Annotated in this window: 22 protein-coding genes; 15 read left to right on the top strand and 7 right to left on the bottom strand. The window is 58.1% G+C overall.

What is annotated here, in order from left to right:
* Window positions 1-30 precede the first annotated feature (30 nt).
* On the bottom strand, window positions 31-453 hold the full coding sequence (locus DFO52_RS06755) for a DoxX family protein (protein WP_029741147.1): 423 nt from the start codon (window positions 451-453) through the stop codon (window positions 31-33).
* Window positions 454-626: 173 nt separating this feature from the next.
* Between DFO52_RS06755 and DFO52_RS06750 the strand changes: the two genes are divergently transcribed.
* The gene (locus DFO52_RS06750; RefSeq protein ID WP_133549804.1) at window positions 627-1,772 is read left to right on the top strand and encodes a 3-phenylpropionate MFS transporter; all 1,146 of its coding nucleotides are present in this window, start codon (window positions 627-629) and stop codon (window positions 1,770-1,772) included.
* On the opposite strand, the gene csiE is transcribed toward DFO52_RS06750, so the two are convergent.
* Window positions 1,767-3,044, bottom strand: a complete 1,278-nt coding sequence (gene csiE, locus DFO52_RS06745) for a stationary phase inducible protein CsiE (RefSeq protein ID WP_133549802.1) — start codon at window positions 3,042-3,044, stop codon at window positions 1,767-1,769. The genes DFO52_RS06750 and csiE overlap by 6 nt on opposite strands.
* 125 nt (window positions 3,045-3,169) lie before the next feature.
* Here csiE and DFO52_RS06740 point away from each other — a divergent pair, with 125 nt between their 5' ends.
* On the top strand, window positions 3,170-3,808 hold the full coding sequence (locus DFO52_RS06740) for a DUF1007 family protein (RefSeq protein WP_047647057.1): 639 nt from the start codon (window positions 3,170-3,172) through the stop codon (window positions 3,806-3,808).
* Window positions 3,799-4,779 (top strand): nickel/cobalt transporter, encoded by a 981-nt coding sequence (locus tag DFO52_RS06735; RefSeq protein WP_133549800.1) that lies wholly within the window; start codon window positions 3,799-3,801, stop codon window positions 4,777-4,779. The genes DFO52_RS06740 and DFO52_RS06735 overlap by 10 nt, the downstream gene beginning before the upstream one ends.
* A 59-nt stretch (window positions 4,780-4,838) precedes the next feature.
* Here DFO52_RS06735 and suhB read toward each other — a convergent pair whose 3' ends face one another.
* A complete protein-coding gene (gene suhB / locus DFO52_RS06730; RefSeq protein ID WP_003860668.1) occupies window positions 4,839-5,642 on the bottom strand; it encodes an inositol-1-monophosphatase in 804 nt (267 codons plus the stop codon).
* 131 nt (window positions 5,643-5,773) lie between these two features.
* Between suhB and trmJ the strand changes: the two genes are divergently transcribed.
* The 11 genes from trmJ to sseB all read left to right on the top strand — a co-directional run bounded on the left by trmJ (window position 5,774) and on the right by sseB (window position 14,522).
* Window positions 5,774-6,499 (top strand): tRNA (cytosine(32)/uridine(32)-2'-O)-methyltransferase TrmJ, encoded by a 726-nt coding sequence (gene trmJ, locus DFO52_RS06725; RefSeq protein WP_029741152.1) that lies wholly within the window; start codon window positions 5,774-5,776, stop codon window positions 6,497-6,499.
* A gap of 216 nt (window positions 6,500-6,715) precedes the next feature.
* Window positions 6,716-7,207 carry a Fe-S cluster assembly transcriptional regulator IscR gene (iscR, locus tag DFO52_RS06720; RefSeq protein ID WP_023308826.1) on the top strand — a complete coding sequence of 164 codons (492 nt, stop codon included), beginning with the start codon at window positions 6,716-6,718 and terminating at the stop codon, window positions 7,205-7,207.
* 117 nt (window positions 7,208-7,324) lie between these two features.
* Window positions 7,325-8,539: a cysteine desulfurase gene (iscS, locus tag DFO52_RS06715; protein WP_008502157.1), complete on the top strand. Its 1,215-nt coding sequence runs from the start codon at window positions 7,325-7,327 to the stop codon at window positions 8,537-8,539.
* 24 nt (window positions 8,540-8,563) lie between these two features.
* Window positions 8,564-8,950, top strand: a complete 387-nt coding sequence (iscU, locus tag DFO52_RS06710; RefSeq protein ID WP_003860661.1) for a Fe-S cluster assembly scaffold IscU — start codon at window positions 8,564-8,566, stop codon at window positions 8,948-8,950.
* A 13-nt stretch (window positions 8,951-8,963) separates the two neighbouring features.
* Entirely contained in the window at window positions 8,964-9,287 is a 324-nt protein-coding gene (gene iscA / locus DFO52_RS06705; RefSeq protein ID WP_003860659.1) for an iron-sulfur cluster assembly protein IscA, read from the top strand.
* Window positions 9,288-9,367: 80 nt separating this feature from the next.
* Entirely contained in the window at window positions 9,368-9,883 is a 516-nt protein-coding gene (gene hscB / locus DFO52_RS06700; protein ID WP_119915345.1) for a co-chaperone HscB, read from the top strand.
* Between the two features lie 14 nt (window positions 9,884-9,897).
* Window positions 9,898-11,748: a Fe-S protein assembly chaperone HscA gene (gene hscA, locus DFO52_RS06695; protein ID WP_133549798.1), complete on the top strand. Its 1,851-nt coding sequence runs from the start codon at window positions 9,898-9,900 to the stop codon at window positions 11,746-11,748.
* Between the two features lies 1 nt (window position 11,749).
* Window positions 11,750-12,085, top strand: a complete 336-nt coding sequence (fdx, locus tag DFO52_RS06690) for an ISC system 2Fe-2S type ferredoxin (protein ID WP_003860652.1) — start codon at window positions 11,750-11,752, stop codon at window positions 12,083-12,085.
* Between the two features lies 1 nt (window position 12,086).
* Window positions 12,087-12,287, top strand: coding sequence for a Fe-S cluster assembly protein IscX (gene iscX / locus DFO52_RS06685; protein ID WP_003860650.1), 201 nt, complete (start codon window positions 12,087-12,089; stop codon window positions 12,285-12,287).
* Window positions 12,288-12,347: 60 nt separating this feature from the next.
* Window positions 12,348-13,634: an aminopeptidase PepB gene (gene pepB / locus DFO52_RS06680; protein WP_029741155.1), complete on the top strand. Its 1,287-nt coding sequence runs from the start codon at window positions 12,348-12,350 to the stop codon at window positions 13,632-13,634.
* Between the two features lie 111 nt (window positions 13,635-13,745).
* Entirely contained in the window at window positions 13,746-14,522 is a 777-nt protein-coding gene (gene sseB, locus DFO52_RS06675) for an enhanced serine sensitivity protein SseB (RefSeq protein WP_133549796.1), read from the top strand.
* 17 nt (window positions 14,523-14,539) lie between these two features.
* On the opposite strand, the gene DFO52_RS06670 is transcribed toward sseB, so the two are convergent.
* From DFO52_RS06670 to DFO52_RS06655, 4 genes are all read right to left on the bottom strand, one after another.
* Window positions 14,540-15,310, bottom strand: coding sequence for a MurR/RpiR family transcriptional regulator (locus DFO52_RS06670; RefSeq protein WP_133549794.1), 771 nt, complete (start codon window positions 15,308-15,310; stop codon window positions 14,540-14,542).
* Window positions 15,310-16,158, bottom strand: a complete 849-nt coding sequence (sseA, locus tag DFO52_RS06665; RefSeq protein WP_032659439.1) for a 3-mercaptopyruvate sulfurtransferase — start codon at window positions 16,156-16,158, stop codon at window positions 15,310-15,312. Before sseA ends, DFO52_RS06670 begins: the two co-directional genes overlap by 1 nt.
* A gap of 90 nt (window positions 16,159-16,248) precedes the next feature.
* Window positions 16,249-17,616, bottom strand: a complete 1,368-nt coding sequence (locus DFO52_RS06660) for a 6-phospho-alpha-glucosidase (RefSeq protein WP_133549792.1) — start codon at window positions 17,614-17,616, stop codon at window positions 16,249-16,251.
* A 12-nt stretch (window positions 17,617-17,628) separates the two neighbouring features.
* Entirely contained in the window at window positions 17,629-19,173 is a 1,545-nt protein-coding gene (locus DFO52_RS06655; RefSeq protein ID WP_133549790.1) for a PTS transporter subunit EIIC, read from the bottom strand.
* Between the two features lie 286 nt (window positions 19,174-19,459).
* On the opposite strand from DFO52_RS06655, the gene DFO52_RS06650 reads away from it, so the two are divergent.
* Window positions 19,460-24,412: an alpha-2-macroglobulin gene (locus DFO52_RS06650; protein ID WP_133549788.1), complete on the top strand. Its 4,953-nt coding sequence runs from the start codon at window positions 19,460-19,462 to the stop codon at window positions 24,410-24,412.

Raw genomic sequence — 24,412 nt, 5'->3', positions numbered from 1 at the left:
AAGGCCGCACTTGCGGCCTTTTTTTATGGCTTAACGCCGGTCGAGGGAAATGGCTCCAGGTCCGACAATCGCCAGCAAAATAAAGGCGCCAGCAATACTGACGTTCTTATAGAAGTTAATCATATTCGGCACGACCGCATCACCGGTCATATCCCAGTAGTGGTGACCGATAATCGCCGTGCCCAGCGTATAGAATACAAACAGTACCGCGAGAGGGCGGGTGAAAAAGCCCAGGACGATCAGGATAGCGGCAGGCACTTCCATCACCACCGCAATAATGGCCGCCAGCATGGGCATCGGCGTACCCAGCGAGGTCATATATTGTACGGTGCCGCTAAACCCCGTCAGTTTTGGATAACCAAAGATAATAAACAGCACGACAAGCGCGATGCGGCCAATCAGCAGCAGCAGGTGACGTGACTGACCGAAATCGAAATAACGTAGTGAGTTCATGGCAGAAAAACCTCTGCAAGTGGAGTAATTTAAACGTAATACATATTTTCATTCCCTGCCATAAGCCAGACGACTGCACAAGATGTTAATTTTTCGTTAATTTATAGCAGGCTATCTACTTGCTTAATTTTTATATTCTCGCCAGACTATGGCCTCGATTTCGGGAGGGATTCATGGTCTTGCATTCCACGCGCTGGCTGGCGCTCAGTTATTTCACCTATTTCTTTAGCTACGGTATTTTTCTGCCTTTCTGGAGCGTCTGGCTCAAGGGTATCGGCCTGACTCCTGAGACCATCGGTGTCCTGCTGGGGGCAGGGCTGGTGGCGCGTTTCCTCGGCAGCCTGCTGATTGCCCCGCGCGTCAGCGATCCCTCCTTGCTGATCAAGGCCGTGCGCATTCTTGCTCTGCTGACGCTAGTCTTCGTTGCCTGCTTCTGGGTCAGCCACCAGTTTGCCTGGCTGATGGTAGTGATGGTCGGCTTTAACCTGTTCTTCTCACCGCTGGTACCGCTGACGGATGCCCTGGCGAACACCTGGCAAAAGCAGATCACCATGGACTATGGCCGCGTGCGCCTGTGGGGCTCTATTGCCTTTGTGATTGGCTCCGCGCTGGTGGGCAAACTGGTCAGCCTTTACGATTACCGCGCCATTCTCGCCCTGCTAAGTATCGGTATTGCCTCAATGCTGCTGGGCATGCTGCTGCGTCCGTCGGTGATGCCGCAAGGGGAAAGCCGCCATCAGGAGAGCGCAGGCTGGCCCGCCTGGCGGAGCCTGGTGGCCCAGAGCTGGCGTTTTCTGGCCTGTGTCTGTCTGCTTCAGGGAGCGCATGCGGCGTACTATGGGTTCAGCGCCATCTACTGGCAGGGGGCGGGTTACTCAGCTTCCGCAGTGGGCTATCTTTGGTCGCTGGGGGTAGTGGCCGAAGTCATTATCTTCGCCCTGAGCAAGCAGCTGTTCCGTCGCTTTGGCGCGCGAGACCTGCTGCTGCTTTCCGCCGTGTGCGGCGTGGCGCGCTGGGGCATTATGGGCTGGACGACCGACCTGCCGTGGCTGATAGTGGCGCAAATTCTTCACTGTGGCACCTTTACCGTGTGTCATCTGGCGGCGATGCGCTATATCGCAGCGCGCGAGGGCGGAGACGTTATTCGCCTGCAGGCCGTCTATTCGGCGGTGGCAATGGGGGGAAGTATCGCGATCATGACGGTCTTTGCGGGGTTCCTCTACCAGCATCTGGGGCATGGCGTCTTCTGGGTGATGGCGCTGGTCGCCTTACCCGCGATCGTTGTTCGCCCTAAAGTGGCCGCTCGCGCGTCGCTATGATTCCAGCATGGCGCGAATATGTTCTTGCTGCTGCGCGTTCAATGTCTCAACGGCATGAATCAGCGGCGGCGAGAACAGCGGCAGGACGGTAGGGTAGGGGGTGATAACCAGAGCGGCCTCGCGCGGTGCCCCCTCTTTCTGGAAGGCCTGCAGCGTCAGATAGCGAATGTTGAGCGGCAGCAGCGTCAGCTCGCGAAGCTGCTGTTCAATCAGGTCCTCGGTGGCTTTATCGTCTCCCGTCAGCAGAATCACCTGTTTTTCGTGCAGATCGGTCTCCTGCATCAGCCAGGCACCGAAAATCACCGCGACAAGACTCATCTCTTCATCAGAAAAACGCAGCCCGAACTCCGCCTCCAGCTCAAACAGCGCTTCCTTCGTGGTGCGTAACAGCCGGGGATAGAGACGATGGATCTCCTCCGGCAGGCTATTGTCGATGCCAATCTCAAACAGCGAGCGGTCCAGCGCCTGAGCAAGATGGATATACAGCTGATCGGTCAGCCCTTGCTCGTCGCTGAAGTTCATTCCGGTCTGCGAGCGAAAACGGGCGACCATGCGCACGATGGCCCGACGCAAGCGCTGATCCTGCTGGTGTTTATCGAGCACCGGATCGGGCGTGCGGAGCATCATAAACAGCAGCGCCAGAAACAGCTGTTCATCCCCGTGCGCTCCCTGCGGAACGCGCCGTTTCCAGTGCCGCACGATCTCCTGGGCCGTAAAATATTCCCCTCTCGACTGGGTCCAGCTGCGCTGAACGTGAGAAAACTGCGGCGTATTCCCGAGCTGGTGCTGAATAAGACAGTATTGCAAATAGAGCTGTAAAAACTGGACGTCGCGGCATTCAAACTGACGCTGCAGCTTGCGGGAGCAGAAGCCGATCAGCGCCCGCAGGTTCGCATCATCGTAAAGCGGCCGCGCAATGCCGTGTCGTTTAAGCGCGGTTTTTAATGCGGGGGTAAACTGGTGCGAGACAAACTGCGGGCAAAGCCGCAGCGCCCGGCGCAGCCAGTGCAGCAGGCATAAACGCTGATTCAGGGATGTGCCTTCAATCCGGTAGCTGCCGTCGTGGTGCGTAACGATGTCCAGCCGGTGATAGCGCTGGATTTCATCGCGCGTCTCGGCTATATCTTGCCGTGCCATCGCGTCGTCCACCCCGTTGGCAGCAATTATGCTCTGTGCGGTGACGGCAGCATCGGGCAGGTAAAGCATCAAGAGCACCTGGCAGCGGCGCTGCGAACTGGAAAGCACAGATGGAATTTCAAGCGTCGTCATCATCTGTCGGGTATCCAGTGTGAATGTTTGATAAGAATAGCTAAAGGATGAGCGCTGAAAAGCGCGCCGGCAGGCCTTTCACTCAGGATTGCTGGGGAACATCACAGAATTTTTGACGTGAGGAAATGATGCAAACAGTTAAACAAAGTGCGATGGCGTTATTTTTGGCGGTTATCAGCTTCACCGCCAGCGCACACCCTCACAGTTTTATTGACCTCCAGACCGAGCTGGTTACCGACGGCACGCAGCTGAGCGGCCTGAAGATGCGCTGGACGATGGATGAAATCACCTCGGCCGATCTGCTCTATGATGCGGGAAACGCGAAGCCTGGCGATGAAATCTGGAAAAAGCTGGCGGCGGAAGTGATGGCTAACGTGCTCGGCCAGCACTACTTCACGGAATTCTGGCACAACGGGCAGAAGGTCAAATTTCTTAACCGGCCAACGGAATACGGTATGACGCGTGACGGGCATCAGGCGGTGCTGACCTTCGTGCTCCCGCTGGCGCATCCGCAGCCGCTGGCGGGGCAAACGTACCGTTTTTCCACCTTTGACCCTACCTACTATGTCGACATGCGCTATGACAAAGACAGCGACGTACGGCTGCCGGACGCTCTGCAAAAAAACTGCAAAATTGGCGTGCATACACCGAAACCCAGCGAAGAGACGCTGAAATTTGCGGTCTCGCTTGATAAAGAAGATGCACCGCCTGAGGACATGGAGTTGGGTAAACAGTTCGCGCAGGAGGTGACGTTACAATGTCAGTGATCTCTTCTCCGCTTCGGAAACCGCGCCGATGGCTGCATCTCTGGCCCCTGGCGCTCTTTCTCCTGCTAGCCGTCTGCGTTTCGCTCTGGCTATGGCAGGCCTGGCCGCAGGTGATGATGAAAAGTATTGTCTGGCAGCGTGAGGTCAACCAGCAGATGAGCAGTCTGCTGAAGGCGGTGGCGGAGAACCCGACCAAAGCGGGTGGTTCCCTGCTGGCGTTCAGCTTTATCTATGGTGTTCTGCACGCGCTTGGGCCGGGGCACGGCAAAATCGTGATAACGACCTGGCTCGCCACCCATCCGTCGAAGCTGAGATCGAGTATCGGCCTGACGCTGGCCTCCTCGCTGCTTCAGGGCGGCGTGGCGATTGCGCTCGTCGTGGTGGTGCTTTCGCTGTTACAGCTTCCCGCGCGCCAGCTGCACTTGAGCAGCTTCTGGCTGGAGAAGGGGAGTTACTCGCTGGTTGGCGTGCTGGGGCTGATCCTCTGCTGGCGGGCGCTGAAAAAGCTGCGCGTGCTGCTGCAAAAACCGAAATTCAAAACCTTTACGCCGCACCACGTTCATGATGAAAACTGCGGCTGCGGGCATCAGCATTTGCCCACGCAGGAACAATTGCAGAACGGTGACGACTGGCGCGCGCGGCTGATGATTATTCTCTCGATGGGCATGCGCCCGTGTTCGGGGGCAATCATGGTGCTGCTGTTTAGTAAGGTGATTGGCGTGTTTGGCTGGGGAATGCTTTCCGCGCTGGCGATGGCGGCAGGGACGTCTCTCACCATTTCGTCTTTAGCGCTGCTGGTTCACAGCTTCCGTCAGCTTGCGGTCAAACTGAGCGGCAATAAAACGCCGGTGCTGTGGCGACAGGTAGGGTGGACAACGCTTGCGCTGGCGGGCGGGGTGATTCTGCTGGTGGCGGCGGTGACGATGTGGATGAGCGCTGTGCCGGTGGGAAGGGGATTGCGGCCTTTCTAGCGTACTGAGGGATTTTGTAGGCCCGGTAAGCGTGGCGCCACCGGGCTTAACTAACTGGATTAACGCTTCAGCGCATCGCTCAGTTCATCACGCATGTTGGCCAGCATGGCTTTAACAACGCGTGGGTTACCCGCAACGATGTTGCCGGTAGACATATAGTTATGGCCGCCGGTGAAATCACACACGATGGCGCCTGCTTCACGTGCGATCAGCTCGCCCGCAGCAAAGTCCCACGGCTTCAGAGACAGCTCAAAGTAACCGTCAACGCGGCCGGTCGCCACGTATGCCAGATCCAGCGCAGCAGAACCGGTGCGGCGGAAGTCCGCGCATTCGGTAAACAGTTTGCCCAGGATATTCATATAGGTGGTCGCGTGCTGTTTCGCCTTGAACGGGAAACCGGTCGCCAGGATGGTGCCGTCCAGATCGCGTGCGTTGCTGCAGCGCAGACGGTAGCCGTTCAGCTGTGCGCCCTGACCGCGGGTAGCGGTGAACAGTTCGTTACGCATTGGATCGTAAACAACGGCGACTTCAGTACGGCCTTTAATGCGTACTGCGATAGACACAGAGAAGTGTGGCAGGCGTTTAACAAAGTTGGTGGTGCCATCCAGTGGATCGATAACCCATTGAACATCCTGATCGGTACCTTCATGTTCACCGCTTTCTTCGGTGATGATGGTGTGCTGCGGGTAAGATTTGCGGATCGTTTCGATAATAATCGCTTCTGCGGCTTTATCGACGTTAGTCACGAAATCATTGCTGCCTTTCTGGCTGGTTTCTACGGAGTCTGGCGTTTCGTAGTGTTTGGCAATTACATTACCCGCCTTGCGCGCTGCGCGCACGGCGATGGTCAGCATCGGATGCATCGGTCTCTCTCACTGGATGTTAAAGAACAGGAAAATCGGCGCAGAGTATAGCAGTGGGATCGGATTATGTCTCCCGTTTATGATAATATGCCGGAATATTCTTCAGACGCTGAATTCAGACATTAAAAATTATGCTGCAAAACATTCGAATCGTGCTGGTCGAAACATCGCACACCGGCAACATGGGCTCCGTTGCCCGCGCTATGAAAACCATGGGCTTAACGAACCTGTGGCTGGTTAACCCGCTGGTGAAACCTGACTCGCAGGCCATCGCCCTGGCGGCCGGTGCCAGCGACGTGATCGGCAACGCCCAGATCGTCGACACCCTTGACGAAGCGCTGGCCGGCTGCAGCCTCGTTGTTGGCACCAGCGCACGTTCACGCACGCTGCCGTGGCCGATGCTGGATCCGCGCGAATGCGGCCTGAAAAGCGTCTCAGAAGCGGAACAGGCTCCGGTTGCGCTGGTGTTTGGCCGCGAGCGCGTTGGCCTGACCAACGACGAGCTGCAGAAGTGCCACTATCACGTCGCCATCGCGGCAAACCCGGAATACAGCTCGCTGAACCTGGCGATGGCGGTGCAGGTTATCGCCTATGAGGTGCGTATGGCGTGGCTGGCGACGCAGGAGAAACCGGTCGAACAGAAAGAAGAGACGGCCTACCCGCTGGTGGACGATCTTGAGCGCTTCTACGGTCACCTGGAGCAGACGCTGCTCTCAACCGGCTTTATTCGTGAAGGTCACCCGGGCCAGGTGATGAACAAGCTGCGCCGCATGTTTACCCGCGCTCGCCCGGAAAGCCAGGAGCTGAACATCCTGCGCGGGATTCTGGCGTCGATTGAGCAGAAGAATAAAGAGTAGTGTCGATTTCCCCCTCTCCCCGTGGGAGAGGGCCGGGGTGAGGGCATCAGGCCGCACCTGGGTTATGAAGGCACGGAACGTTAAATACCTGACTAAAACAGTCAAGTAAATAGTTGACCATTTTAGTCAGGAATGTCAGACTTGGCCCTGCTATGCAATACCCCCATTTTACAATAAAAAACCCCGGGCAGGGGCGAGTTTGAGGTTAAGTAAGACATGAGACTGACATCTAAAGGGCGTTATGCCGTGACCGCGATGCTGGACGTTGCGCTCAACTCCGAAGCGGGCCCGGTTCCGTTGGCTGATATTTCTGAACGACAAGGGATCTCCCTCTCTTACCTGGAACAGCTGTTCTCCAGACTGCGTAAAAATGGACTGGTTTCCAGCGTTCGTGGCCCAGGCGGCGGTTATCTGCTGGGTAAAGACGCGGGCAGTATTGCAGTTGGTGAAGTGATTAGCGCAGTTGACGAATCCGTTGACGCGACCCGTTGCCAGGGTAAAGGCGGCTGCCAGGGCGGCGACAAATGCCTGACCCACGCGCTGTGGCGCGATCTGAGCGACCGTCTCACCGGCTTCCTGAACAACATCACCCTGGGTGAACTGGTCAATAATCAGGAAGTTCTGGATGTCTCTGGTCGTCAGCACGGTCAGGATTCCCAACGCAGCACCCGCGCGCAGGACGCTATCGACGTCAAACTGCGCGCGTAATAAAACGATAAAGATTTCAGAATCAGGCCGGGGCGGTCACGCCCCGCGTACTCGGTCGTACATCCAGCCGGTTGCCTGATTCCTTGCATTGAAGCGATGTACGGAGTTTAAAGAGCAATGAAATTACCGATTTATCTCGATTACTCCGCAACCACGCCGGTGGACCCGCGTGTTGCCGAGAAAATGATGCAGTGTCTGACCCTGGACGGAAACTTTGGTAACCCAGCTTCCCGTTCACACCGTTTTGGCTGGCATGCTGAAGAGGCGGTTGATATCGCCCGTAATCAGATTGCCGACCTGGTGGGTGCCGACCCGCGTGAGATTGTTTTCACCTCCGGTGCGACCGAATCCGACAACCTGGCGATCAAAGGTGCAGCCAACTTTTATCAGAAAAAAGGCAAGCACATCATCACCAGCAAAACCGAACACAAAGCCGTGCTGGATACCTGCCGTCAGCTGGAGCGTGAAGGGTACGAAGTGACTTACCTGGCGCCACAGAGCAACGGGATCATCGACCTCAAAGAGCTCGAAGCGGCCATGCGTGATGACACCATTCTGGTTTCCATCATGCACGTCAACAACGAAATCGGCGTGGTACAAGACATCGCGACCATCGGCGAAATGTGCCGCGCGCGCGGTATCATCTATCACGTTGACGCGACCCAGAGCGTGGGCAAACTGCCTATCGACCTGAGCCAGCTGAAAGTGGACCTGATGTCCTTCTCCGGCCACAAAATTTATGGTCCGAAAGGGATCGGCGCGCTGTACGTTCGTCGTAAACCGCGTATCCGCATCGAAGCACAGATGCACGGTGGCGGTCACGAGCGCGGCATGCGTTCCGGCACGCTGCCTGTTCACCAGATCGTGGGCATGGGCGAAGCGTACCGCATTGCAAAAGAAGAGATGGAAACCGAGATGGCGCGCCTGCGCACGCTGCGTAACCGTCTGTGGGACGGCGTGAAAGATATGGAAGAAGTGTATCTGAACGGCGATCTCGAGCAGGGCGCTCCGAACATCCTCAACGTCAGCTTCAACTACGTTGAAGGCGAATCGCTGATCATGGCGCTGAAAGACCTGGCCGTTTCTTCCGGTTCTGCCTGTACGTCTGCAAGCCTGGAGCCATCCTACGTGCTGCGCGCGCTGGGTATGACCGACGAGCTGGCGCACAGCTCTATCCGTTTCTCTTTAGGTCGTTTCACTACCGAAGAAGAGATTGACTACACCATCAAGCTGGTTCGCAACTCCATCGGCCGTCTGCGCGACCTTTCTCCACTGTGGGAAATGTTCAAGCAGGGCGTGGATCTGAACAGCATTGAATGGTCACATCACTAATCGGTACATAAGGAGAATTCAATCATGGCATACAGCGAAAAAGTCATCGATCATTACGAGAACCCGCGCAACGTTGGCTCTTTTGACAACAGCGACGAATCTGTCGGTAGCGGCATGGTTGGCGCACCGGCGTGTGGCGACGTGATGAAGTTGCAGATTAAAGTCAACAATGAAGGTATCATTGAAGACGCGCGCTTCAAGACCTACGGCTGCGGTTCTGCTATCGCGTCCAGCTCCCTGGTCACCGAATGGGTGAAGGGCAAGTCTCTGGACGAAGCACAGGCAATCAAGAACACCGATATTGCTGAAGAACTCGAACTGCCACCGGTGAAAATTCACTGTTCAATTCTGGCAGAAGACGCGATCAAAGCCGCCATTGCGGACTATAAAAGCAAACGTGAAGCAAAATAATTGAGGTTTGAGTATGTCGATTACCCTTAGCGACAGCGCTGCCGCGCGAGTAAGCTCTTTTCTGGCGAACCGTGGTAAAGGCTTTGGCCTGCGACTGGGCGTACGTACCTCCGGCTGTTCTGGTATGGCTTACGTACTGGAGTTTGTTGATGAACCGGCGTCTGATGACACCGTGTTTGAAGACAAGGGCGTGAAGGTGGTGGTCGATGGCAAAAGCCTGCAATTCCTCAACGGCACTCAGCTGGACTTCGTTAAAGAAGGCCTGAACGAAGGGTTCAAATTCACGAACCCGAACGTCAAAGACGAGTGTGGTTGCGGCGAAAGCTTCCACGTTTAACCGCGCGTCATCCGAAACCCCACCGTGGCGTTACCCGCTACGCGTGGGGTTTGTTCTAACAGGCTACCCCTGAGATTGTTATGGATTACTTCACTCTCTTCGGACTACCCGCTCAATACCCGATTGATCTCCAGGCGCTGACGATCCGCTTTCAGGATCTTCAGCGTCAGTATCACCCGGATAAATTCGCCAGTGGTACTCAGGCAGAACAGCTGGCTGCGGTATCGCACTCTGCGACCATCAACCAGGCCTGGCAGACGCTGCGTCATCCGCTGAGCCGTGCCGAGTACCTGCTCTCGCTCCACGGTTTCGATCTGGCTAGCGAACAGCATACCGTGCGCGACACCGCGTTTCTGATGGAACAGCTGGAACTTCGCGAAGAGCTGGATGAGATTGAACAGGCCAAAGACGAAGCGCGTCTGGAAAGCTTCATCACGCGCGTGAAGGGCATGTTCGATACCCGCCATCAGCAGATGGTGGAGCAACTGAACAACGAGACCTGGGACGTGGCGGCAGACACTGTGCGCAAACTCCGTTTTCTCGATAAACTGCGAAGCAGTGCTGAACAACTCGAAGAAAAGCTGCTCGATTTTTAATTTCGGAAGCAATTATGGCCTTATTACAAATTAGTGAGCCTGGCTTAAGTGCCGCACCGCACCAGCGTCGTCTGGCGGTGGGTATCGATCTGGGCACCACCAATTCCCTCGTGGCGACCGTGCGCAGCGGCCAGGCGGAAACGCTGGCCGACGAGCAGGGCCGCCATCTGCTGCCTTCCGTAGTCCACTACCAGCAGCAGGGTCACGCGGTCGGCTATGACGCCCGCGCCAACGCCGCGCGCGATCCGGCCAACACCATCAGCTCCGTAAAGCGCATGATGGGCCGCTCGCTGGCCGATATTCAGACCCGCTATCCGCATCTGCCGTATCAGCTGCAGGCCAGTGAAAACGGCCTGCCGATGATTGCGACCGCGGCCGGTCTGCTGAACCCGATTCGCGTTTCCTCCGACATCCTCAAAGCGCTGGCGGCGCGCGCTACGGCGACGCTCGGCGGCGATCTGGACGGCGTAGTCATCACCGTTCCGGCCTATTTTGACGATGCACAGCGTCAGGGCACCAAAGACGCCGCGCGTCTGGCGGGCCTGCACGTGCTGCGTCTGCTGAACGAACCGACGGCGGCGGCGATTGCCTACGGCCTCGACTCCGGTCAGGAAGGGGTCATTGCGGTTTACGATCTCGGCGGCGGTACCTTTGATATCTCGATCCTGCGCTTAAGCCGCGGGGTGTTTGAAGTGCTGGCGACCGGCGGGGATTCCGCGCTGGGCGGCGATGACTTCGACCATCTGCTGGCGGATTACATTCGCGAGCAGGCGGGCATCAGCGATCGCAGCGATGCGCGCGTGCAGCGTGAGCTGTTGGATGCGGCCATCGACGCTAAAATCGCCCTGAGCGATGCGCAGACGGTTACCGTAAACGTTGCGGGCTGGCAGGGTGACATCACCCGCGACCAGTTCAGCGATCTGATTGCCCCGCTGGTGAAGCGCACCCTGCTGGCCTGCCGTCGCGCATTGAAAGATGCGGGCGTTAAGGCGAACGAGGTGCTGGAAGTGGTCATGGTGGGCGGTTCGACCCGCGTGCCGCTGGTGCGCGAGCGCGTGGGCGAATTCTTTGGCCGCACGCCGCTGACCTCCATCGACCCGGACAAAGTGGTTGCCGTGGGCGCCGCAATCCAGGCCGATATTCTGGTCGGCAACAAGCCGGACAGCGAAATGCTGCTGCTGGACGTCATCCCGCTGTCGCTGGGTTTAGAAACCATGGGCGGCCTGGTGGAGAAAGTGATCCCGCGTAACACCACTATTCCGGTGGCGCGCGCGCAGGAGTTCACGACCTTCAAAGACGGTCAGACCGCGATGTCCATCCACGTAATGCAGGGCGAGCGCGAGCTGGTGCAGGACTGCCGCTCTCTGGCGCGCTTTGCGCTGCGCGGCATCCCGGCGCTGCCTGCGGGCGGGGCGCATATTCGCGTCTCCTTCCAGGTGGATGCGGACGGTCTGCTGAGCGTCACGGCGATGGAAAAATCCACCGGCGTGGAATCGTCCATTCAGGTGAAGCCGTCCTACGGCCTGACCGATGGCGAAATCGCCTCCATGATTCAGGACTCAATGAGCTACGCCGAGCAGGATGTGAAGGCGCGTATGCTGGCCGAACAGAAAGTTGAAGCCGCACGCGTGCTGGAAAGTCTGAACGGCGCGCTCGCTGCCGATGCCGCGCTGTTAAGCGCCGCTGAGCGCCAGGTGATTGATGATGCTGCCGCGCGCTTAAGCGCAGTAGCAGAAGGCAATGACGCTGACGCAATAGAAGAAGCCATTAAAAACGTTGATAAACAAACCCAGGACTTTGCTGCTCGCCGCATGGACAAATCTGTCCGCGTCGCGCTGAAAGGCCAGTCCGTGGACGAGGTTTAATATGCCAAAGATTGTTATTTTGCCTCATGCGGACCTTTGTCCGGATGGCGCTGTTCTGGAAGCGAAGACCGGTGAAACCATTCTCGATGTTGCCCTGCGTGCAGGTATCGAAGTGGAACACGCCTGTGAAAAATCCTGTGCCTGCACCACCTGCCACTGCATCGTGCGTGAAGGTTTTGACTCTCTCGCCGAGAGCACCGAAGACGAAGACGACATGCTGGATAAAGCATGGGGTCTGGAGCCTGACAGCCGCCTGAGCTGCCAGGCCGCGGTGACCGATGAAGATCTGGTCGTGGAATTCCCACGCTACACCATCAACCACGCACGTGAGCATTGATATGGGACTGAAGTGGACAGACAGCCGTGAAATCGGCGAAGCGCTCTACGACGCGAACCCGGATCTCGATCCGAAGACCGTACGATTCACCGACATGCACCAGTGGATCTGCGATTTAGAGGATTTCGACGACGATCCAAACGCATCCAATGAAAAAATTCTGGAGGCGATTCTGTTAGTCTGGTTAGATGAAGCAGAATAAATAACATAACGGGCTGCCTTCAGGCGGCCCGTTTGCTAGTTGCTAATAAGGAAAAATAAAATGACCGAAGCGATGAAGATTACGCTCTCGAATCAGCCTGCTGACGCACGCTGGGGCGAAAAAGCCACCTACAGCATTAACAACGACGGTATTACCCTGCACCTGACGGGCAAAGACGATCTGGGCCTGATCCAGCGCGCCGCGCGTAAAATTGATGGCCTGGGCATTAAGCATGTCTCCCTGGAAGGCGAAGGCTGGGACACAGACCGCAGCTGGGCATTCTGGGCTGGCTACAAAGGGCCGAAAGGCACCCGCAAAATTGAGTGGGCGAACCTTGACGCTGCCGGTCAGAAAGAGCTGGAAAGCCGCCTGCAAATCATCGACTGGGTGCGCGACACCATCAACGCCCCGGCGGAAGAGCTTGGTCCGGAGCAGCTGGCGCAGCGCGCGGTTGACCTGCTGTGCGGCGTGGCGGGCGAGAAAATGTCCTACCGCATCACCAAAGGTGAAGACCTACGCGAGCAGAATTACATGGGCATCCACACCGTGGGCCGTGGTTCTGAACGTCCTCCGGTCCTGCTGGCGCTGGATTACAACCCAACCGGCGATAAAGCGGCGCCAGTATTTGCCTGCCTGGTGGGTAAAGGCATTACCTTCGACACCGGCGGCTACAGCCTGAAGCAGAGCGCGTTCATGGACTCCATGAAGTCCGACATGGGCGGCGCGGCAACCATCACCGGCGCGCTGGCGTTCGCCATCACCCGCGGTCTGAACAAGCGCGTGAAGCTGTATCTATGCTGCGCGGACAACATGGTGAGCGGTAACGCCTTCAAGCTGGGCGACATCATTCGCTACCGCAACGGTAAAAACGTCGAAGTGATGAACACCGACGCCGAAGGCCGTCTGGTGCTGGCCGATGGCCTGATCGACGCGTCTGCGCAGAAGCCAGAGCTGATTATTGACATGGCGACCCTGACCGGCGCGGCGAAAACCGCCCTGGGCAACGATTACCATGCGCTGTTCAGCTTCGACGACAAGCTGGCCGCTCGCCTGCTGGCAAGCGCCGCTGCGGAAAACGAGCCGTTCTGGCGTCTGCCGCTGGCCGAGTTCCACCGCAGCCAACTGCCGTCCAACTTTGCCGAGCTGAACAACACCGCGAGCGCGGCGTACCCGGCGGGTGCAAGCACGGCGGCAGGCTTCCTGTCCCACTTTGTTGAGAATTATCACGAAGGCTGGCTGCACATCGACTGCTCCGCAACCTACCGTAAAGCGGCGGTTGAGCAGTGGTCCGCGGGCGCGACAGGTCTGGGCGTGCGTACCGTGGCGAACCTGCTGACGGCTGAGTAATGCTCTTTGCCCTCACCCTAACCCTCTCCCATGGGGAGAGGAGATGGTTTGCTCCCTCTCCCTTGAGGGAGAGGGCTGGGGTGAGGGGGAAATTCGACATCTGGAATTGTTATGTCCGAAACCAAAAACGAATTAGAAACCCTGCTGGAGCAGGCGGCGACCGAGCCCGCCCATCGTCCGGCATTTTTCCGCACGCTGCTGGAATCCACCGTCTGGGTGCCGGGCACCGCGGCGGAAGGTGAGCTGGTCGTAGAAGACAGCGCGCTGGATCTGCTGCACTGGGAGAAAGACGACGGCACGTCGGTGATCCCGTTCTTCACCTCGCTGGAAGCCCTGCAGGAAGCGGTAGAAGACGAACAGGCGTTCGTGGTGATGCCGGTGCGTACCCTGTTCGAAATGACGCTGGGCCAGACGCTGTTCCTTAACGCGAAGCTGCCGACCGGGAAAGAGTTTACGCCGCGTGAAATCAGCCATCTGATTGGCGAAGAGGGCAACCCGCTCAGCACCCAGGAAGTGCTGGAAGGGGGCGAAACGCTGCTGCTGTCTGAAGTAGCCGAGCCGCCCGCGCAGATGATTGATTCCCTGACGACGCTGTTCAAAACCCTGAAACCGGTTAGACGCGCGTTTCTCTGCTCCATTAAAGAGCGCGCGGACGAGCATCCGGTACTGCTGATTGGTATTGAGGCGGACGGCGATATCGACGAAATCATTCAGGCGGCGGGAAGCGTGGCGACCGACACGCTGCCGGGCGATGAGCCGATTGATATCTGCCAGGTGAAGAACGGTGAGAAGGGCATCAGCCACTTTATCACCGAGCACATCACCCCGTTCTACGAGCGTCGCTGGGGCGGCTTCCTGCGCGATCTCAAAACTAACCGCATCATCTGATTATGGCGGGGTGAATATCACCCCGTTGCTTCCAGCAGCAGTAAATCCATCAGCAGCACCAGATTCGACTCAAACGACGTCACCCCCGCGGCTTCGGCGGCGAAGTGTACCGCTTCGTCATAGAGGGCAAAATGCACGTCCGCCATCCCCGCCAGCGTATTGGCCGAGGCGCGGGTAAACGCGACGATCGTCATACCGACGTTTTTGGCAATCCGCGCTTTATCCAGCACCTGCTCCGTTTCGCCGCTGCGCGAGACGGCAATAAACACCTGATAGCGTGAGGCGTTGCTGAGGAAAATATTCCGGCTGTCTCCCGGCCCGGAGATAAACGCCGTTTTGCCCAGCACCTGCAGCTTCTTGGTCAGGTACTCCGCAAACAGATAGGAAAACCCGGCCCCGTAGAGAAAGAAGCTCTCTTTCTGGCGCAGCAGGTCGGCAAACTGCTGGCGCTTCTCCTGTGTGACCCACTGGAAGGTGTGCTGATAGTTGGCGATAAACTGATTAAACAGCGCCGGGAGTTCTGGAAGGGAGGGAGCCTGGGTGGCAATATGCGGCGTGTCGGAGAGCAGCTGCTTGCAGTGCCAGATAAACTCGCTAAAGCCGCTAAACCCCAGCTTCTGACACAGCCGCATGATGGTGGCGGTAGAAACAAATGTCGCCTGCGCCAGCTCGCGTACCGTGATGTTGCCCACCAGAAGCGGGTGCTCCGTGAGGTGGGCGAGGACGCGATACTCCGCGCGGGTCAGCGACGCCCCGCGCGTTAACAGCGTGGCCAGGCGGTTATCCATTATTTCGCGGGTTCGACAGGGAGATCGTCTCGCGCACCCCATTCGCTCCAGGCGCCGTCGTATAGCGTGACGTCGTTCGCGCCGAGCGTGGCGAGCGCCAGGATCACCACGCAGGCCGTGACGCCGGAGCCGCAGCTGGCAATAATCGGACGATGTAAATCCACGCCTGCACGGTCAAAAATGGCGCGCAGCTCGTCGGTGGTTTTCAGCTCGCCCTCAAACACCAGGTCGCCCCACGGCACGTTCAGCGCCCCCGGAATATGTCCGCGCTTCAGCCCCGGACGCGGTTCATCCGCTTCGGCATTGAAGCGCGGAGCAGGACGGGCATCGACGATTTGCGCCGTTTTTTCATGGCTCACGACCAGCACGTCGGTCAGGCGTTTCACCACGTGCGCGTCGAACGTGGCATCGAATTCGCCTTCCGGCAGCGTCACGTCGCCCTGCTGCAGCGGCAGCTCGTCACGCTTCCAGCCCGCCAGCCCGCCCGCCAGAATAGAGACTTTTTCCACGCCGAAGTTTTTCAGCATCCACCACGCGCGCGGTGCGGAGAAGAGGTTCCCTTCATCATAGACAACAAGGTGTTTGTCTTTGCTGACGCCCAGCTCGCGCATCGCCACGGAAAATGCTTCCGGGCGCGGCAGCATGTGCGGCAGGGGAGAGTTGTGATCGGAGAGGGCTTCGATATCAAAAAATACCGCGCCAGGAAGATGTCCGGCACGGTATTCCGCGACCATATCGCGAAGGTGTTCCTGCCCGGCCGGGGCCATACGCGCGTCAATAATCTGAACTTCCGGATCGTCACCGTGCTCAATCAGCCAGTCGGCGGCGACAAAATATGAGGTGGACATGGGTTGCCTCCATTCTTTTCCGTAAAAAAGGATTGTCGGTGTTTTTTATGACACCGACAAGCAAACCACGTTCAACTCGCGAGCAAGCCCCTATTTTTTCACCGTTTCGCCGTCCTGCCAGGCTTTTTGCAGCGCAGGCCAGTAGTCGCGGTTGGCCTCGATCATCTCATCCAGAATCGCTTTTGCATGCTCCATGGTCGGCACGGTGCGGTTGAGGGTAAACGCCTGCAGTGCTTTCTCATAGCTGCCCTCGATGGTTGCCTCCACCAGCAGCTGTTCAGACGCCAGCTGCTGTTGCAAAAGTGTCTGATGAAACAGAGGTACCTGACCGATGCGAATCGGTTCCGGGCCTTCGGAGGTGATATAAGCGGGCACTTCCACCACGGCATCGTACGGCAGGTTGGTAATCGCCCCGCGGTTTTCCACCATCACCAGGTGGCGGCTCCGCAGGTTAAAGGCCAGCGAGCAGGCGACATCGACGATAAACTCGCCGTGCACGCCCACGTGGAAGGCGTCCGGCAGGATCCCGGTGCGCTTATATTCTTCTGCTGCGGCAAACAGCTTTTTCTCGCGCCCGTCCATGACTTCATTGGCGCGGGTATAGTCCGGGTTCTGATGCTCCACAATCTGGTTCGGCATCAGGTAGTACTGCAGATACGGATTCGGCAGATACTCCGGGAAGTTGTCCATGATTGGCTTAATGTTGCGCCAGGTTTTTACCCACGAAGGATCCGAGTGCTGCGGGTCGGTTTTGGCCGCATCTTCCGTCAGCAGGCCAAACTTCGCGATATGCTTACGCAGCTCGGGCAGCTTGTCTTCGCCGTCCACCAGCACGCGGGTAAACCAGCCGAAGTGGTTCAGGCCGAAGTATTCCACCTCCAGCCTGCGGCGATCGACACCCAGAATCGCCCCCATATTGCGCATCGCGGCGACAGGCATATCGCAGATGTTCAGCACCCGCGCATTTGGCCGCAGCCGGCGCACGCCCTCTGCGACAATCGCCGCCGGGTTGGAGTAGTTCACGATCCAGGCTTTTTCGTGCGCGTAGCGATCCACCAGATCGATAAGCTCCACCATCGGCAGGATCGTGCGCAGCCCGTAGGCCAGCCCGCCGGGTCCGCACGTTTCCTGGCCGACCACGCCGTGGCGCAGCGGGATCTTTTCATCCTGCTCGCGCATTTTATACTGGCCGACGCGCATCTGGGCGAAGACGAAATGCGCGCCGCTGAAGGCCACTTCCGGGTCGCTGGTGACGGTAAATTTGATGCTCTGACTGTGGTCGCGAATGACCTTCTCGACGACGGGCGCAATGGTGTTCTGACGCGCCTCGTCGATGTCATAAAGGCGGATTTCGGCCAGCGGGAAATCCTGCAGGCGCACCATCAGGCTTTTCACAATACCCGGCGTGTAGGTGCTACCGCCGCCGGCAATCGACAGAATGAATGGGGGTGTAAACATCTTTAGCTCCTTTCAGAGAAACGTCTCAACGGCTTCTCGCATTTTTTTGACGTGCAGCCCGTAGACCACCTGAACGTTGTTACCTTGTTTGATAATTCCTTTCGCGCCGGTCGCCTTCAGGCGCGGCTCGTCGATGATGTCGACGTCCTTCACCGTGACGCGTAAGCGGGTGTAGCAGTTGTCCACCACCTCAATGTTTTCCCGGCCGCCCAGACCCGTCACGATGGATTCGCCCAGCCCGTCGTTATTGCCCTTCGCCTGGTACTCCTGCTTGCTGTAGAGGCGCGTCTCCCGATCGTCATCCTCGCGGCCCGGCGTTTTCATGTTGAAGCGCAGGATCAGGAAGCGGAACACCACGAAGTAGAGGGCAAACATGATCAGCCCGACCACGATGTACATAGGCCAGTTGGACTTCTCCGTGCCGAGCGGCAGGTTGTAGAGGATGAAGTCGATAATCCCGTTGGCGCCGATGGCGTGAACGCCCAGCAGCGAGAACAGCATCATGCCGATGCCGGTTAGCACCGCGTGCACCACGAAGAGCAGCGGGGCGACGAACAGGAAGGAGAACTCAATCGGCTCGGTTACGCCGACCAGCAGCGATGTCAGCGCCGCCGGGATCAGAATGGCTTTCGCAATGGCTTTACGCTCTGGCTTTGCGGTCATATACATCGCCAGGGCTGCGGCAGGCAGGCCGAACATCTTGCTGATGCCGCGCGCGTCCCACACCACGGTGTTGCTGAGCTGCTTCACGTCCGGGCAGGCCATCTCGGCGAAATAGATATTGCGCGCGCCCTGATAGGTTGCGCCGCACACCTCCTGCGTGCCGCCCAGCTCGGTATAGAGGAACGGGGTATAAACCAGATGGTGCAGGCCGGTGGGGACCAGAATACGTTCCAGGAAACCGTAGATTGCCACGCCAAACGGCCCGGAGCCTTTGATGGCCAGCGCCAGGGCGCTAATGCCGTGCTGGGCAAACGGCCACAGTTCACTCATCACCACGCCGAGCAGCATGGAGACGGGAAGCATGACGATGGCGACAAAACAGTGGCCGGAGTAAATCGCCATCGCGCCGTTAAACTGTACGCCGGAGTATTTGTTGTACAGATATCCGGAGAGCGCCCCGGTCAGGATCCCGGCAAAAACGCCCATCTCCAGCACCTGCACGCCCAGTACCATGGCCTGCCCGGCCGCTTTCATCTGGGCCGCTGGCGCCAGCGCGCCCTGCAGCTGTAGCGTGACGTTCATGGCGTTGATGAACACGACGAAGGTCACCAGACCAATCAGCGCGGCATAGCCTTTATCACGCGTCGCCAGACCAATCGGGATCCCGACGGCAAACACCAGCGCCAGGTTAACCAGCACCGACACGGCAGATTTAGCGATAAGCTGACCAGTATGCTGAATCAGCGGATGGCCCAGAAACGGCAGGTATTCAGCGAGATTACCGTTACCCAGCACGTTACCAAAGGCGATAAACAGACCGACGATCGGTAAGATAAGTACCGGTCCGTACAATGATTTTCCGAAATTTTGTAGGGCGTTCACGGCTCGTTTCATGGCTTTCTCTCTTTTTGAACCGCGCACTCGAGGTGCGTCATGGTCATAAAACTAGCAGCCTTCAGGCGAGTTTAGCCAGCTATCTTATTGTTTTAAAAACAAATGACTTGAAAGGTAACATGTGACGTTATGTGCTGTGATCGCGGTTCCATCACGGTGTAGCGACGTGATGCCATTCTGCGAGGCGCTTTCCAGATTTTAAAATTGACCTTTTTGAATTAATGAAACTTGCGGATAATACTTATCCGGACGACGACCAACAGGCTCCATGGGCCAGGGATAAAGGATGAAACCGTTTCGCTTAGCCGCGCTCTCTCTTGCGCTGCTTACCACGTTTACGCTTGTCGGCTGTGATAACAGCGACGATAAATCTCAGGCTGCGGCTCCCGCGGCATCCACCGCATCTACACCGAAAGCTGCAGAAAAGCCTAATGCTGAAACGCTGGCTAAACTGGCTGCCCAGAGTCAGGGAAAAGCGCTGACGTTGCTGGATACCTCAGAAGTTCAGCTCGACGGTGCCGCCACGCTGGTGCTGACCTTTTCTGTTCCGCTTAATCCCGATCAGGATTTCGCCAAAACGGTGCATGTCGTGGATAAGAAAAGCGGTAAGGTTGACGGGGCGTGGGAACTTGCGCCTAACCTGAAAGAGCTTCGACTGCGCCATCTGGAACCTAACCGTAACCTGGTCGTCACCGTTGAACGTGACCTGCAGGCGCTGAACAAGGCGACGTTTGGCATTGATTATGAAAAAGCCCTGACCACCCGGGACATTGAACCGACCGTTGGTTTTGCCAGCCGCGGCTCGCTGCTGCCGGGTAAGGTGGTGGAAGGTCTGCCGGTGATGGCGCTCAACGTCAACAATGTCGATGTCAACTTTTACCGCGTGAAGCCGGAATCGCTGGCCTCCCTTGTCAGCCAGTGGGAGTACCGTAACTCGCTGACCAACTGGGAATCCGATAACCTGCTGAAGATGGCGGAGCTGGTTTACACCGGTCGATTCGATCTTAATCCGGCACGCAATACGCGCGAAAAATTGCTGTTGCCCCTGAAGGATATTAAACCGCTCCAGCAGTCTGGCGTTTATATCGCGGTCATGAACCAGGCAGGGCACTACAACTACAGCAACGCCGCAACGCTCTTTACCTTAAGCGATATTGGCCTGTCCGCTCACCGTTACCATAACCGCCTGGATATTTTCACTCAGAGTCTGGAAAACGGTGCTGCGCAGTCCGGCGTGACCGTCACGCTGCTGAACGACAAAGGCCAGACGCTTGCCGAGGCAAATAGCGACGCTGACGGTCATGCGAAGCTTGAAACGGACAAAGAAGCCGCGCTGATTCTGGCGAGCAAAGACGGCCAGACCACGCTGCTTGATCTTAAGCTTCCGGCGCTGGATCTGGCGGAGTTCGATATTGCCGGTAGCCCCGGCTACAGCAAGCAATTCTTTATGTTTGGCCCGCGCGATCTCTATCGTCCGGGTGAAACGGTGATCCTCAACGGCTTACTGCGCGACAGTGACGGTAAGCCGCTTCCGGATCAGCCCGTGAAGCTTGACGTGCTGCGCCCGGATGGACAGGTCGCGCGTACGATTGTCGTCAAGCCAGAGAACGGGCTCTATCGCTTTAACTATCCGCTGGACAGCGGGGCGCAGACCGGTATGTGGCATATCCGCGCCAACACGGGCGATAACCTACAGCGCATGTGGGACTTCCACGTCGAAGACTTCATGCCAGAGCGTATGGCGCTCAACCTGAGCGGACAAAAAACGCCGGTTTCACCGCAGGATAACGTGGACTTTAACGTGGTGGGCTATTACCTGTATGGCGCCCCGGCCAACGGTAATTCTCTGCAGGGCCAGCTTTTCCTGCGTCCGCTGCGTGACGCGGTGGCTGCGCTGCCGGGCTTCCAGTTTGGCGATATCGCCGAGGAGAACCTGAGCCGCAGCCTGGATGAAGTTCAGCTTACGCTTGATGAGCAGGGGCGTGGGCAGGTTTCTACCGAAAGCCAGTGGAAAGAGGTGCATTCTCCGCTGCAGCTGATCCTGCAGGCCAGCCTGCTGGAGTCGGGCGGCCGTCCGGTGACGCGTCGCGCTGAGCAGGCCATCTGGCCGGCGGCTGAGCTGCCGGGTATCCGCCCTCAGTTCGCCAGTAAAGCCGTTTACGACTACCGAACCGATACCACCGTCAACCAGCCGATTGTTGACGAGAACGGCAATGCCAGCTTCGACATCGTTTACGCCGATGCCAGCGGAGCGAAAAAAGCGGTTTCAGGGTTACAGGTTCGTCTCATTCGCGAGCGTCGGGACTACTTCTGGAACTGGTCTGAGAGCGAAGGCTGGCAGTCTCAGTTCGATCAGAAAGACCTGGTTGAAGGCGAGCAGGAGCTGACTCTCAAGGCTGACGAGACGGGTAAAGTCACCTTCCCGGTGGAGTGGGGCTCATATCGTCTGGAGGTTAAAGCGCCTGATGAGATGGTCAGCAGCGTGCGCTTCTGGGCGGGGTATAGCTGGCAGGATAACAGCGACGGCACCGGGGCTGCGCGCCCTGACCGCGTGACGCTGAAACTGGATAAGCCAGCCTATCAGCCAGGCGATACTATTAACCTGCACATTGCAGCGCCGTCAGCAGGTAAGGGCTATGCGATGATTGAGTCCAGCGAAGGGCCGCTGTGGTGGAAAGAGATTGACGTACCGGCAAACGGGCTCGATCTCGCTATCCCGGTCGACAAAGCCTGGAAACGTCACGATCTCTACCTGAGTACGCTGGTGGTGCGTCCTGGTGATAAATCCAAATCCGCCACGCCGAAACGCGCGGTCGGCCTGCTGCATCTGCCGATGGGCGATGAAAATCGCCGTCTGAACATTGCGCTCGATAACCCGCAGAAAATGCGTCCAAACCAGACGCTCTCGGTGAAGGTGAAAGCCAGCGTGAAAGAGGGGGCGGTGCCGCAGAAAGTGAACGTGCTTGTCTCGGCGGTGGACAGCGGCGTGCTGAATATTACCGATTACGTTACGCCCGATCCGTGGCAGGCTTTCTTCGGCCAGAAGCGCTACGGCGCGGATATCTACGATATCTACGGACAGGTCATCGAAGGGCAGGGCCGCCTGGCCGCGCTGCGCTTTGGTGGTGACGGTGATGAGCTGAAGCGCGGCGGTAAGCCGCCGGTGAACCACGTCACCATTATTGCCCAGCAGGCACAGCCGGTTACGCTGGATGCCAACGGAGAAGGCACAATTACGCTGCCGATTGGTGATTTCAACGGCGAGCTGCGTCTGATGGCGCAGGCATGGACGGAAGACGATTTCGGCAGCAGTGAAAGCAAGGTTGTAGTGGCCGCGCCGGTCATTACCGAGCTTAACACGCCGCGCTTCCTGGCAAGCGGGGACACCTCACGGCTGACGCTGGATCTCACCAACCTGACCGACAAGCCGCAAACGCTGAATGTCGCCCTGACCGCGACAGGCAAACTGTCGCTGGAAGGCGGGCAGCCGCAGCCGGTTCAGTTGTCTCCGGGCGCGCGCAGCACCCTGTTTATTCCGGTGCGTGCGCTGGAGGGTTATGGTGACGGTGAGGTGACCGCTCAGGTGACCGGCCTGCAGCTTCCGGGCGAGACTTTCGCACCGCAGCAAAAGAGCTGGAAAATCGGCGTGCGTCCGGCGTTCCCGGCGCAGACGGTGAATACTGGTGCCATGCTGAACCCCGGCGAGTCCTGGACCGCACCGGCGCAGCATAGTAACGGTTTCTCTCCTGCTACCCTGCAGGGACAACTGCTGCTGAGCGGCAAACCACCGCTTAACCTGGCGCGCTACATTCGCGAACTGCAGGCGTATCCGTATGGCTGCCTGGAACAGACCACCAGTGGTCTGTTCCCGTCGCTCTACACCAACGCGGCGCAGCTGACTGCACTTGGCATCAAGGGCGACACCGATGACAAGCGCCGTGCGGCGATTGATATTGGCATCTCTCGCCTGTTGCAGATGCAGCGTGAGGACGGTGGTTTTGCGCTGTGGGATAAAAACGGTCCGGAAGAGTACTGGCTGACGGCCTACGTGACCGACTTCCTGGTGCGCGCGGGCGAGCAGGGTTACAGCGTACCTGCCGATGCAGTGAATAACGCCAATAACCGCCTGCTGCGCTACCTGCAGGATCCGGGAATGATGTCCATTCGCTACAGCGATGATACTCAGGCCAGCAGGTTTGCCGTGCAGGCCTATGCCGCGCTGGTGCTGGCACGTCAGCAAAAAGCGCCGCTGGGCGCGCTGCGTGAAATCTGGGATCGCCACGAGCAGGCGGCTTCCGGGCTGCCGCTGATGCAGCTGGGCATGGCGCTCAAACTGATGGGCGATGCGCCGCGAAGCCAGCAGGCGCTGGATCTGGCGCTCAAAACATCGCGTAACGACAGCAAAACCTGGATGGCCGATTACGGCAGCCAGCTTCGCGATAACGCGCTGATGCTCTCTCTTCTGGAGGAGTACAAGCTGCTGCCTGATGCGCAAAATACGCTGCTGAATGCCCTGTCTGAACAGGCCTTCAGCCAGCGCTGGCTGTCAACGCAGGAGAGCAATGCGCTGTTCCTGGCAGGACGTTCGCTGCAAACCCTGTCCGGTACATGGCAGGCGAAAACGTCTCTGTCTGAGACCGCATCAGGCGGCGATAAGTCACAGGTACAAAACGTGAGCGGCGACCAGCTTGGCGCGCTGCAGGTCACCAATACCGGAACGACGCCGCTGTGGGTGCGTCTGGACAGCACCGGCTATCCGGAATATGCCCCTCAGCCGAGCTCGAACGTGCTGCAGGTTGAACGTCATATCCTGGCAACCGACGGCAGCAGTAAATCGCTCTCTTCCCTGAAGAGCGGCGAACTGGTGCTGGTGTGGCTGGAAGTTAAAGCCAGCCAGAACGTGCCGGATGCGCTGGTGGTGGATCTCCTCCCTGCGGGTCTGGAGCTGGAAAACCAGAACCTGGCGAGCAGCAGCGCCAGCCTGCAGGACAGCGGCAGTGAGGTACAGAACCTGCTCAGCCAGATGCAGCAGGCGGATATTCAGCATATGGAGTTCCGCGACGACCGCTTTGTGGCTGCCGTGCCGGTAAACGAAGGTCAGCCGGTCACGCTGGTTTATCTGGCTCGCGCCGTGACGCCGGGAACCTACCAGGTGCCGGTGCCGATGGTGGAGTCTATGTACGTTCCGCAGTGGCGAGCAACGGGTGCGGCCAGCGGCCCGCTGATTGTTGTTCCGTAA

Source organism: Enterobacter sp. AG326, assembly GCF_004362415.1.
GTDB classification, from domain to species: domain Bacteria; phylum Pseudomonadota; class Gammaproteobacteria; order Enterobacterales; family Enterobacteriaceae; genus Enterobacter; species Enterobacter asburiae.
Note: the sequence above shows the minus strand (reverse complement) of the source record. Positions and strands in the feature narration are given on the sequence as shown.